The organism is Enterobacter cloacae complex sp. ESBL7, assembly GCF_041679625.1.
GTDB classification, from domain to species: domain Bacteria; phylum Pseudomonadota; class Gammaproteobacteria; order Enterobacterales; family Enterobacteriaceae; genus Enterobacter; species Enterobacter asburiae_B.
In genome coordinates this window covers 49,859-61,458 of record NZ_JBGORN010000008.1, presented here as the reverse complement: position 1 = coordinate 61,458, position 11,600 = coordinate 49,859, and the positions used below count along the sequence as shown (strand labels likewise).

Below are 11,600 nucleotides of genomic sequence, written 5' to 3'. Positions count from 1 at the left end.
CAAATTGCGGTCAGGTTGCCTATACTCCACCCAGGACTAAGAGAGGAAGCGCATCATGAGTACACCATTGTTAATTGCCAGGACGCTGGAAAAAGAGCTGTATTTACTGCCCTCGATGGCGAACCGCCACGGTCTCATCACCGGAGCGACCGGGACGGGGAAAACCGTCACCCTGCAAAAGCTGGCGGAGTCGCTTTCGGAGATTGGCGTACCGGTCTTTATGGCTGACGTGAAAGGCGATTTAACCGGTGTGGCTCAGGAAGGTACGGCCTCTGAGAAACTGCTCGAACGGCTGAAGAATATTGGCATCACGGACTGGACGCCGCATAACAATCCGGTGGTAGTGTGGGATATCTTTGGTGAGAAAGGCCACCCGGTGCGCGCTACCGTCTCCGATCTCGGCCCGCTGCTGCTGGCCCGTCTGCTTAACCTCAACGACGTGCAGTCCGGCGTGCTGAATATTATCTTCCGCATTGCCGACGATCAGGGGCTGCTGCTGCTTGATTTCAAAGATCTGCGCGCCATTACCCAGTACATCGGCGATAACGCCAAATCCTTCCAGAACCAGTACGGCAATATCAGCAGCGCCTCGGTGGGTGCCATTCAGCGCGGGTTACTGACGCTGGAGCAACAGGGCGCCGAGCACTTCTTCGGCGAGCCGATGCTGGATATCAAAGACTGGATGCGCACCGACAGCAGCGGCAAAGGCATCATCAACATTCTGAGCTCCGAGAAGCTCTACCAGATGCCAAAGCTCTACACCGCCAGCCTGCTGTGGATGCTCTCCGAACTGTACGAACAGTTACCCGAAGCGGGCGATCTGGAAAAACCGAAGCTGGTCTTCTTCTTCGACGAAGCGCACCTGCTGTTTAACGACGCGCCGCAGGTCTTGCTGGATAAGATTGAACAGGTCATTCGCCTGATCCGCTCCAAAGGCGTTGGCGTCTGGTTTGTCTCGCAAAACCCGTCGGACATTCCGGATAACGTGCTCGGTCAGCTTGGTAACCGCGTGCAGCACGCCCTGCGCGCCTTTACGCCGAAGGATCAGAAAGCGGTGAAAGCCGCCGCGCAGACCATGCGCGCCAACCCTGCCTTTGATACCGAAGCGGCGATTCAGGCGTTGGGCACCGGTGAAGCGCTGATCTCGTTCCTGGATGCGAAGGGCAGCCCGTCCGTGGTGGAACGCGCCATGGTGATCGCGCCCTGCTCGCGCATGGGGCCCGTTACCGACGATGAACGTAACGGCCTGATTAACCACTCTCCGGTTTACGGGAAATACGAAGACGAGGTGGATCGCGAGTCCGCGTTCGAGATGCTGCAAAAAGGGGTGCAGGCGACAACGGAGTCGCAGGATGCACCTGCCGCTAAAGGACAGTCCGTCGCCGTGGATGACGGTATTCTCGGGGGGCTCAAAGACATCCTGTTCGGCAGCACCGGGCCGCGCGGCGGCAAGCGCGACGGCGTGGTACAGACCATGGCGAAAAGCGCGGCGCGGCAGGTCACCAATCAGATAGTGCGCGGCATGCTGGGAAGTCTGTTAGGCGGCCGTCGCCGGTAGACGGGGAACCCACGGGCGGCCAAGCGCTGAACCCTGCACACCGTTCTCCTGCAGATAGCGGTCGATTTCCACCATCCCCGTCCAGCGGTTCTCACACCATAGCGGTGCCAGAAGCGTTGGACGGCGGGCGCTGGCCGAAATACGGTGGTAGACGATTTCCGGCGGCGTGTGGCGAATCATCTCCCCTGCCGTTACCGTATAGTCCTCAAGCTCAATTCCGCTTAACCGCCCGGCTTCCCAGGCTTTCGCCATAATGCTGCCCGTAACGATATGCAGCGGGTGCAGCTTAATGCCGTCCACGCCGGTCTCAACCACCTTTTCCAGCGTTTCAAGGCCGTGCTGCTGCCCTTCACCCGGCAAGCCGACAATCAGATGCGAGCAGACCTTCAGCCCGCGCTCGCGGGCCAGGCGCGTGGTGCGCTGGTAGCAGGCGAAATCATGGCCACGGTTAATACGGTGCAGGGTTTTGTCATGCGCGGTCTGCAAGCCCAGCTCCAGCCAGATCTCATAGCCTTGTTCTTTGTACTCGCTGAGCAGGTCCAGCACCGCGTCCGGTACGCAGTCCGGGCGCGTGCCCACGCACAGCCCAACGATGTTAGCCTGGCTGACGGCCTGCTGATACATAGAGCGCAGCACCTGCACCTCCGCCCACGTGCTGGTGTAGGCCTGAAAATAGGCCAGATACTGCTTCGCACGGCTCACCAGGCTGGCCTGAAGGGCAAGCTGTTCAGCGATAGATTTATGCTGCTGGGCTTCGTCAGCAAAGGACGCAACGTTACAGAAGGTACAGCCGCCGCGCCCGATGGTGCCATCGCGATTCGGGCAGCTAAACCCGCCGTGCAGCGTCAGCTTATGAACCTTTTGCCCGTACCGCTGCAAAAGATCCCCACCAAACATATTGACTAATTTCTGTAACTGCATAATCTGATAGACCGTCCCGGAGAAAGGGGACAAGCCTGCCACTTTTAGCCTCTGTCGGCGATGACCTGGATCAATCGTCCCGGACGGCCTTTATCTATATGAATAAATACTCAGGATTACTGCAATTTCATTCACGCCATTCGTGATTACTTTTCCTTATGTTCTGATTGTTTTTTTCATTTATAGCGCCACCACTGAAAAACAGTGGGTTTATGCGGGTTTGCATTCGATACCAGATTATTATTCTGCTATAAAACTGCTATTCAGCACGCTACATTGATAATACCGCTTTCATATAGTGAGTCAGATCACACTCCGCTGCGTCCTGCCAGGGCATACATTCAATGTAAAAATAGTTAAATAGCATTTACTTTCAAAGACATAAACGCTCTTTAGCACATTTTTGTATAAATAAGATTGCCATTTGACCTGTGTACCAATTCCCGATAAGTTGGAAATCCGCTGGAAGCTTTCTGGATGAGCGGCCTGCTCATCATATTTATGCAGTAATTGAGATTCCCTCTGAAGCAAGTCCTCAAACTTGTTTACCTGCGCGAAAGGATGAAAAAGAGGGCGAATGCGAGGTCCGCGTATGAAACGCAAACCCCGTCGCCATGCTCTTTCTGTGCCTGTGCGCCACGGTAAAGTTCAGTGGGAAGCCCGACGAGCCTGGGGAGGTTCACTGATATGTTGTACGATAAATCCCTTGAGAAGGATAACTGTGGTTTCGGCCTGATCGCCCACATAGAAGGCGAACCTAGCCACAAGGTAGTGCGTACTGCTATTCACGCACTGGCCCGAATGCAGCACCGTGGCGCTATTCTTGCCGATGGTAAAACCGGCGACGGTTGCGGCCTGCTGCTGCAAAAACCGGATCGTTTCTTTCGCATCGTGGCGGAAGAGCGCGGCTGGCGTTTAGCCAAAAACTACGCTGTCGGCATGCTGTTCCTGAATCAGGATCCTGAAAAGGCTGCTGCCTCACGCCGCATCGTCGAAGAAGAACTTCAGCGTGAAACCCTGTCGATTGTCGGCTGGCGCAATGTGCCAACCAACGAAGGGGTGCTCGGTGAAATCGCCCTCTCCTCGCTGCCTCGCATTGAACAGATTTTCGTCAACGCGCCTGCGGGCTGGCGTCCGCGTGATATGGAACGCCGTCTGTTTATCGCCCGCCGCCGCATTGAAAAACGTCTCCAGGACGATAAAGAGTTCTACGTTTGTAGCCTCTCTAACCTGGTGAACATCTATAAGGGTCTGTGTATGCCGGCTGACCTGCCGCGCTTCTACCTGGACCTGGCGGACCTGCGTCTGGAATCGGCCATTTGCCTGTTCCACCAGCGCTTCTCCACCAACACCGTTCCACGCTGGCCGCTGGCTCAGCCGTTCCGCTACCTGGCGCACAACGGCGAGATCAACACCATCACCGGTAACCGCCAGTGGGCCCGCGCCCGTACCTATAAGTTCCAGACGCCGCTGATCCCCGATCTGCACGATGCCGCGCCGTTCGTGAACGAAACCGGCTCTGACTCCAGCTCCATGGATAACATGCTGGAACTGCTGCTGGCGGGCGGGATGGACATCGTGCGCGCCATGCGTCTGCTCGTGCCACCGGCCTGGCAGAACAACCCGGATATGGACCCTGAGCTGCGCGCGTTCTTCGACTTTAACTCCATGCACATGGAGCCGTGGGACGGCCCGGCGGGCATCGTCATGTCCGACGGCCGCTTCGCCGCCTGTAACCTGGACCGTAACGGTCTGCGTCCGGCGCGCTACGTTATCACCAAAGACAAGCTCATCACCTGCGCCTCTGAAGTCGGTATCTGGGATTACCAGCCTGACGAAGTGGTCGAGAAAGGCCGCGTCGGCCCGGGCGAGCTGATGGTGATCGACACCCGCGGCGGGCGCATTCTGCACTCTGCCGAAACCGATCACGATCTTAAAAGCCGCCATCCGTACAAAGAGTGGATGGAGAAGAACGTCCGTCGCCTCGTGCCGTTCGAAGATTTATCGGATGAAGAAGTGGGTCGCCGCGAACTGGACGACGATACGCTTGCAAGCTTCCAGAAACAGTTTAACTACAGCGCGGAAGAGCTGGACTCCGTTATTCGCGTGCTCGGTGAAAACGGCCAGGAAGCGGTCGGCTCCATGGGTGACGATACCCCGTTTGCCGTGCTCTCCAGCCAGCCGCGCATTATTTACGACTACTTCCGTCAGCAGTTTGCGCAGGTGACCAACCCGCCGATCGACCCGCTGCGTGAAGCGCACGTGATGTCGCTGGCCACCAGCATCGGTCGCGAGATGAACGTCTTCTGCGAGGCCGAAGGCCAGGCGCACCGTCTGACCTTTAAATCGCCGATCCTGCTGTACTCCGATTTCAAACAGCTCACCACCATGAAAGAGGAGCACTACCGCGCCGACACGCTCGATATTACCTTCGACGTGACCGAAGCGAGCCTCGAAGAGACGGTGAATGCGCTGTGTGACAAAGCCGAACAGATGGTGCGTAACGGTACCGTTCTGCTGGTGCTGTCCGACCGCAATATTGCGAAAAACCGTCTGCCGGTGCCTGCCCCGATGGCGGTTGGCGCTATCCAGACGCGTCTGGTCGACAAGAGCCTGCGCTGCGACGCCAACATCATTGTTGAAACCGCCAGCGCTCGCGACCCGCACCACTTTGCCGTGCTGTTAGGCTTCGGTGCGACGGCGATCTACCCGTATCTGGCCTACGAAACGCTGGCACGCCTGGTGGATACCCGCGCGATCGACAAAGATTACCGCGCGGTGATGCTGAACTACCGTAACGGCATCAACAAAGGCCTGTACAAGATCATGTCCAAAATGGGCATCTCGACCATTGCCTCCTACCGCTGTTCGAAGCTGTTTGAAGCGGTCGGCCTGCATGACGAGGTCGCCAACCTCTGCTTCCAGGGCGTGGTCAGCCGCATCGGCGGCGCCGGTTTTGCTGACTTCCAGCAGGATCTGGTGAATCTGTCCAAACGCGCCTGGCTGGCACGTAAGCCGCTGGATCAGGGCGGTCTGCTGAAATACGTTCATGGCGGCGAATACCACGCCTATAACCCGGACGTGGTGCGCACGCTGCAGCAGGCGGTTCAGAGCGGTGAATACAGCGATTACCAGCAGTACGCTGAGCTGGTAAACAACCGTCCGGCGGCAACGCTGCGCGACCTCATTGCCCTCAATCCGGGCGATGAAGCGGTCAGCATTGACGACGTTGAGCCTGCATCGGAACTGTTCAAACGCTTCGATACCGCAGCGATGTCCATCGGCGCGCTGAGTCCGGAAGCCCACGAAGCGCTGGCGGAAGCCATGAACAGCATCGGCGGCAACTCCAACTCCGGCGAAGGCGGTGAAGATCCGGCGCGTTACGGCACCAACAAAGTGTCCCGTATCAAGCAGGTGGCATCCGGTCGCTTTGGCGTGACGCCTGCGTACCTGGTCAACGCCGACGTGATCCAGATTAAAGTCGCTCAGGGTGCTAAACCGGGCGAAGGCGGCCAGCTGCCGGGTGATAAAGTTACTCCGTACATCGCCAAACTGCGCTATTCCGTGCCGGGCGTGACGCTGATCTCCCCGCCGCCGCACCACGATATCTACTCTATCGAGGACCTGGCGCAGCTGATTTTCGACCTGAAGCAGGTCAACCCGAAAGCTATGATCTCCGTGAAGCTGGTTTCCGAACCGGGCGTCGGCACCATCGCGACCGGCGTGGCGAAAGCCTATGCGGATCTCATCACCATCGCCGGCTATGACGGCGGCACCGGCGCAAGCCCGCTCTCCTCCGTGAAATATGCGGGCTGCCCGTGGGAGCTTGGCCTGGTGGAAACCCAGCAGGCGCTGGTGGCTAACGGTCTGCGTCACAAGATACGCCTGCAGGTGGACGGCGGCCTGAAAACCGGCCTCGACATCATCAAAGCGGCGATCCTCGGCGCGGAAAGCTTCGGCTTCGGTACCGGCCCAATGGTTGCGCTCGGCTGTAAATACCTGCGTATTTGCCACCTGAACAACTGCGCAACCGGTGTGGCTACCCAGGACGAGAAGCTGCGTAAGAACCACTATCACGGTCTGCCGTTCAAAGTGACCAACTACTTTGAGTTCATCGCCCGCGAAACCCGCGAACTGATGGCGCAGCTGGGCGTGAAGCGCCTGGTGGACCTGATTGGCCGCACTGACCTGCTGAAAGAGCTGGAAGGCTTCACCGCGAAGCAGCAGAAGCTGGAGCTGAGCAAGCTGCTGGAAACCGCGCAGCCTCACCCTGGCAAAGCGGTCTACTGCACCGAGAACAACCCGCCGTTCGATAACGGCGTGCTGAACGCGCAGCTGCTGCAGCAGGCGAAACCGTACGTGGACGACAAGCAGAGCAAAACGTTCTGGTTTGATATCCGCAACACCGACCGCTCCGTGGGCGCCTCCCTTTCCGGCTACATCGCGCAGACGCACGGTGACCAGGGGCTGGCAGCGGATCCGATCACCGCGCACTTCAGCGGTACCGCGGGTCAGAGCTTCGGCGTATGGAACGCAGGCGGCGTTGAGCTGTACCTGACTGGCGATGCCAACGACTACGTCGGTAAAGGCATGGCGGGCGGTCTGCTGGCGGTGCGTCCTCCGGTCGGCTCAGCCTTCCGCAGCCATGAAGCCAGCATCATCGGTAACACCTGCCTGTACGGCGCGACCGGCGGTCGTCTGTTTGCAGCAGGCCGTGCGGGCGAACGTTTTGCGGTGCGTAACTCCGGTGCTATCACCGTGGTGGAAGGTATTGGCGATAACGGCTGTGAATACATGACGGGCGGGATTGTTTGCGTTCTGGGTAAAACCGGCGTGAACTTCGGCGCGGGCATGACGGGTGGTTTTGCGTACGTCCTGGATGAAGACGGTGAGTTCCGCAAACGCGTGAACCCGGAGCTGGTGGAAGTGCTGGACGTTGATACGCTGGCTATCCATGAAGAACACCTGCGCGGTTTGATTACCGAACACGTGCAGCATACCGGTTCTTCGCGCGGCGAAGAGATCCTGGCGAACTGGCCGGCGTTCTCTGCGAAATTCGCGCTGGTTAAGCCGAAGTCCAGCGATGTTAAAGCCCTGTTGGGTCACCGTAGTCGTAGCGCAGCAGAGCTGCGCGTGCAGGCGCAGTAAGGAATTCAGATGAGCCAGAACGTATACCAGTTTATCGACCTGCAGCGTGTTGATCCGCCAAAGAAACCGCTGAAGATCCGCAAAATTGAATTTGTTGAAATCTACGAGCCGTTTTCAGAAGGCCAGGCCAAGGCACAGGCAGACCGTTGCCTGTCCTGCGGTAACCCTTACTGCGAATGGAAATGTCCGGTACACAACTACATCCCGAACTGGCTGAAGCTTGCCAACGAAGGACGTATTTTTGAAGCCGCCGAGCTGTCTCACCAGACCAACACCCTGCCGGAAGTGTGCGGCCGCGTGTGCCCTCAGGACCGTCTGTGCGAAGGTTCCTGTACGCTGAACGACGAGTTCGGCGCGGTGACCATCGGCAACATCGAGCGCTATATCAACGATAAAGCGTTCGAGATGGGCTGGCGTCCGGATATGACCGGCGTGAAGCAAACCGACAAGCGCGTGGCAATCATCGGCGCGGGCCCGGCGGGCCTGGCCTGTGCGGACGTGCTGACCCGCAACGGCGTGAAGGCGGTGGTCTTTGACCGCCATCCGGAAATCGGCGGTCTGCTGACCTTCGGTATCCCTGCCTTCAAGCTGGAAAAAGAGGTCATGACCCGTCGCCGTGAAATCTTCACCGGCATGGGCATTGAGTTCAAACTGAACGTGGAAGTGGGCCGCGACGTGCAGCTCGACGACCTGCTGAAGGATTACGACGCCGTGTTCCTTGGCGTGGGCACCTATCAGTCCATGCGCGGCGGTCTGGAGAACGAAGACGCGCCGGGCGTGTACGACGCGCTGCCGTTCCTGATTGCCAACACCAAGCAGATCATGGGCTACGGTGAAACCGCCGATGAGCCGTTCGTCAGCATGGAAGGCAAACTCGTGGTTGTGCTGGGCGGCGGTGATACCGCGATGGACTGCGTGCGTACCTCCATTCGTCAGAATGCGGCACACGTGATCTGCGCCTACCGTCGTGACGAAGAGAACATGCCGGGCTCTAAACGCGAAGTGAAAAACGCGCGTGAAGAGGGCGTGGAGTTCCAGTTCAACATCCAGCCTCTGGGTATTGAAGTGAATGCCAACGGTAAAGTGAGCGGTGTGAAGATGGCGCGCACTGAGATGGGCGCACCGGATGCGAAAGGCCGTCGTCGCGCCGAGATCGTCGCCGGTTCTGAGCACGTGATCCCGGCCGATGCCGTGGTGATGGCGTTCGGCTTCCGTCCTCACAGCATGGACTGGCTGGCGAAGCACAGCGTTGAGCTGGATTCGCAGGGCCGCGTGATTGCGCCAGAAGGCAGCGACAACGCATTCCAGACCAGCAACCCGAAAATCTTCGCCGGTGGCGATATCGTTCGCGGTTCTGACCTGGTGGTAACGGCGATTGCCGAAGGCCGTAAAGCGGCTGACGGGATCCTGAACTACCTGGAAGTGTAAAAAAAACAGGCCCGATTGGGCCTGTTTTTATTTCACGACGCGAAGAGCCGGACGACCACCGCGCGGAGGCGGATCGTCATCAGGGTCATTGTCGTCGTGACGATCGGGTTTATCACCATCGATAAGTGACATCACCGTGTCGCTTTCGCGCTCATCGGATGCGTTGTCATCATTCAGGCTGGCAACATCTTCATCATACGCCGCTTCCGGCTCGAACATGGTACCCGCACCGTTTTCACGCGCGTAGATAGCCAGCACGGCTGCCAGAGGTACGGAAACCTGACGCGGCACGCCGCCGAAACGCGCGTTGAAGCGCACTTCATCGTTTGCCAGCTCCAGGTTACCCACCGCACGCGGCGCAATGTTCAGTACGATCTGCCCGTCACGCGCATATTCCATAGGAACCAGCACGCCCGGCAACGTCACATCCACAACCAGGTGCGGCGTGAGCTGGTTATCCAGCAGCCATTCATAGAAGGCGCGCAGCAGATAAGGACGGCGTGGGGTAAGTTGTGACATTTCCACAGTCATTAGCCTCGGCCGAGACGCATTTCACGTTCCGGTTCAGTTAAGGATGCCAGGAAAGAGTCGCGTTCAAATACGCGAGTCATATAGCCCTTCAGCTCTTTCGCGCCAGGACCGCTGAACTCTACGCCCAGGGTTGGCAGACGCCACAGCAGTGGTGCCAGGTAGCAATCCACCAGGCTGAACTCATCGCTCAGGAAGAATGGTTTCTGACCAAACACAGGAGCGATCGCCAGCAGCTCTTCACGCAGTTGTTTACGTGCAGCGTCAGCTTCAGAAGCAGAACCGCTGGTAATCACGTTCATCAGCGAGTACCAGTCTTTTTCGATACGCTGCATGTACAGGCGGCTTTCACCACGCGCGACAGGGTAAACAGGCATCAGTGGCGGATGCGGGAAACGCTCATCCAGATATTCCATAATGATACGGGATTCCCACAGGGTCAGCTCGCGATCCACCAGCGTCGGTACGCTTTGGCTCGGGTTGAGATCGATCAGATCCTGAGGCGGGTTATCCTTTTCCACATGCTCGATCTCAAAACTGACACCCTTCTCGGCCAGCACGATACGAACCTGATGGCTATAAATGTCAGTAGGACCAGAAAACAGCGTCATTACCGAACGTTTGTTGGCAGCGACAGCCATGAAAACCTCCAGGTATATTCAGAATTTTTACTGCTACCAGCCCAACAGGGGCCAGCCAGATGTTGTATCGCCCATCCCAGAGAAAACACATTGTTCAAGAAACGAACAAAAATCGAGTATTCACCGATATTTGGGCAGAAAATTGGATGATAGTTTACCAGATTTTGATGGCTTTGTGGTGAGGGGATTCTGGAAATGTGGAAAAAGAGAAGATATATGCATGGATATTGTGGATAACCTGCGCATTATCCATAAAAAAACCCGCCGAAGCGGGTTTTTCGCCAATCGTTCTGCGCAAGCAGAATGGATTAACGTTTGGAGAACTGTGGACGACGACGTGCTTTACGCAGACCCACTTTCTTACGTTCAACCTGACGCGCGTCACGAGTAACGAAGCCAGCTTTACGCAGTTCAGAACGCAGGGATTCGTCGTACTCCATCAGAGCGCGGGTGATACCGTGACGGATCGCACCTGCCTGACCGGAGATACCACCACCTTTAACGGTGATGTACAGATCCAGTTTTTCTACCATATCAACCAGTTCCAGCGGCTGGCGAACTACCATGCGGGCAGTTTCGCGACCGAAGTATTGTTCCAGAGAACGCTGGTTGATTACGATTTTACCACTGCCCGGTTTGATGAAAACGCGAGCTGCGGAACTTTTGCGGCGACCAGTGCCGTAGTATTGATTTTCAGCCATTGCCTATAATCCCGATTAGATGTCAAGAACTTGCGGTTGCTGTGCCGCGTGGTTGTGCTCGTTGCCTGCGTAAACTTTCAGTTTACGGAACATAGCACGACCCAGCGGGCCTTTTGGCAGCATGCCTTTAACCGCGATTTCAATCACACGCTCAGGACGGCGGGCAATCATCTCTTCAAAGGTCGCTTCTTTGATACCACCGATGTGGCCGGTGTGGTGATAGTACACTTTGTCAGTACGCTTGTTGCCGGTTACAGCAACTTTATCAGCGTTCAGAACGATGATGTAATCACCGGTATCAACGTGCGGAGTGTATTCCGCTTTATGCTTACCGCGCAGGCGACGAGCCAGTTCAGTAGCCAGACGGCCCAGAGTTTTACCGGTCGCGTCAACAACATACCAGTCGCGCTGTACGGTTTCTGGTTTAGCTGTAAAAGTTTTCATTAAAAGCTTACCCAAATAAATAAGTTACACGTTGGTGAACACCCAAACGTTTAGTCAGTTGAGGCTCACACGACAAAGTCCGGCAAACCTACCCCTTCGAATAGCACATGCCGACACATAGAAAGTTTTGGGAAAAAAACCTTCTCGTAACGTGGGGTCGCAAGATTATAGAGAAGTTGAGGTCAAAGATCGACCCTTAAATGCGTTTTGGAATGGGTTTTTCGAGGGTGG

At 56.9% G+C, this 11,600-nt stretch carries 8 protein-coding genes; 3 read left to right on the top strand and 5 right to left on the bottom strand.

The window, feature by feature from the left end:
- Positions 1 to 55 precede the first annotated feature (55 nt).
- Positions 56 to 1,558 carry a helicase HerA-like C-terminal domain-containing protein gene (locus ACERY3_RS20155; protein ID WP_373226374.1) on the top strand — a complete coding sequence of 501 codons (1,503 nt, stop codon included), beginning with the start codon at positions 56 to 58 and terminating at the stop codon, positions 1,556 to 1,558.
- Here the strand turns inward: ACERY3_RS20155 and ACERY3_RS20150 are convergent.
- A complete protein-coding gene (locus tag ACERY3_RS20150) occupies positions 1,538 to 2,479 on the bottom strand; it encodes a TIGR01212 family radical SAM protein (RefSeq protein ID WP_139153161.1) in 942 nt (313 codons plus the stop codon). The two genes, ACERY3_RS20155 and ACERY3_RS20150, sit on opposite strands and share 21 nt — an antisense overlap.
- 687 nt (positions 2,480 to 3,166) lie before the next feature.
- On the opposite strand from ACERY3_RS20150, the gene gltB reads away from it, so the two are divergent.
- Both gltB and ACERY3_RS20140 read left to right on the top strand, forming a co-directional pair.
- Positions 3,167 to 7,627 carry a glutamate synthase large subunit gene (gene gltB, locus ACERY3_RS20145; protein WP_048981173.1) on the top strand — a complete coding sequence of 1,487 codons (4,461 nt, stop codon included), beginning with the start codon at positions 3,167 to 3,169 and terminating at the stop codon, positions 7,625 to 7,627.
- A 9-nt stretch (positions 7,628 to 7,636) separates the two neighbouring features.
- Positions 7,637 to 9,055, top strand: coding sequence for a glutamate synthase small subunit (locus tag ACERY3_RS20140; RefSeq protein ID WP_373226371.1), 1,419 nt, complete (start codon positions 7,637 to 7,639; stop codon positions 9,053 to 9,055).
- A gap of 27 nt (positions 9,056 to 9,082) precedes the next feature.
- Here the strand turns inward: ACERY3_RS20140 and sspB are convergent, their stop codons facing one another.
- The 4 genes from sspB to rplM form a co-directional block, all read right to left on the bottom strand.
- On the bottom strand, positions 9,083 to 9,580 hold the full coding sequence (gene sspB, locus ACERY3_RS20135; RefSeq protein WP_029740078.1) for a ClpXP protease specificity-enhancing factor: 498 nt from the start codon (positions 9,578 to 9,580) through the stop codon (positions 9,083 to 9,085).
- Between the two features lie 5 nt (positions 9,581 to 9,585).
- Positions 9,586 to 10,224 (bottom strand): stringent starvation protein SspA, encoded by a 639-nt coding sequence (sspA, locus tag ACERY3_RS20130; protein ID WP_014885418.1) that lies wholly within the window; start codon positions 10,222 to 10,224, stop codon positions 9,586 to 9,588.
- A gap of 308 nt (positions 10,225 to 10,532) precedes the next feature.
- Positions 10,533 to 10,925, bottom strand: a complete 393-nt coding sequence (gene rpsI / locus ACERY3_RS20125; protein WP_003860436.1) for a 30S ribosomal protein S9 — start codon at positions 10,923 to 10,925, stop codon at positions 10,533 to 10,535.
- A gap of 15 nt (positions 10,926 to 10,940) precedes the next feature.
- Positions 10,941 to 11,369, bottom strand: coding sequence for a 50S ribosomal protein L13 (gene rplM / locus ACERY3_RS20120; protein WP_006178824.1), 429 nt, complete (start codon positions 11,367 to 11,369; stop codon positions 10,941 to 10,943).
- Positions 11,370 to 11,600 lie beyond the last annotated feature (231 nt).

What these genes read in the sequence shown, in the direction of transcription:
- sspA (WP_014885418.1), bottom strand. Translation starts at nt 10,224, where the DNA reads ATGGCTGTCGCTGCCAACAAACGTTCGGTAATGACGCTGTTTTCTGGT.
- rplM (WP_006178824.1), bottom strand. Translation starts at nt 11,369, where the DNA reads ATGAAAACTTTTACAGCTAAACCAGAAACCGTACAGCGCGACTGGTAT.
- rpsI (WP_003860436.1), bottom strand. Translation starts at nt 10,925, where the DNA reads ATGGCTGAAAATCAATACTACGGCACTGGTCGCCGCAAAAGTTCCGCA.
- ACERY3_RS20155 (WP_373226374.1), top strand. Translation starts at nt 56, where the DNA reads ATGAGTACACCATTGTTAATTGCCAGGACGCTGGAAAAAGAGCTGTAT.
- ACERY3_RS20140 (WP_373226371.1), top strand. Translation starts at nt 7,637, where the DNA reads ATGAGCCAGAACGTATACCAGTTTATCGACCTGCAGCGTGTTGATCCG.
- ACERY3_RS20150 (WP_139153161.1), bottom strand. Translation starts at nt 2,479, where the DNA reads ATGCAGTTACAGAAATTAGTCAATATGTTTGGTGGGGATCTTTTGCAG.
- gltB (WP_048981173.1), top strand. Translation starts at nt 3,167, where the DNA reads ATGTTGTACGATAAATCCCTTGAGAAGGATAACTGTGGTTTCGGCCTG.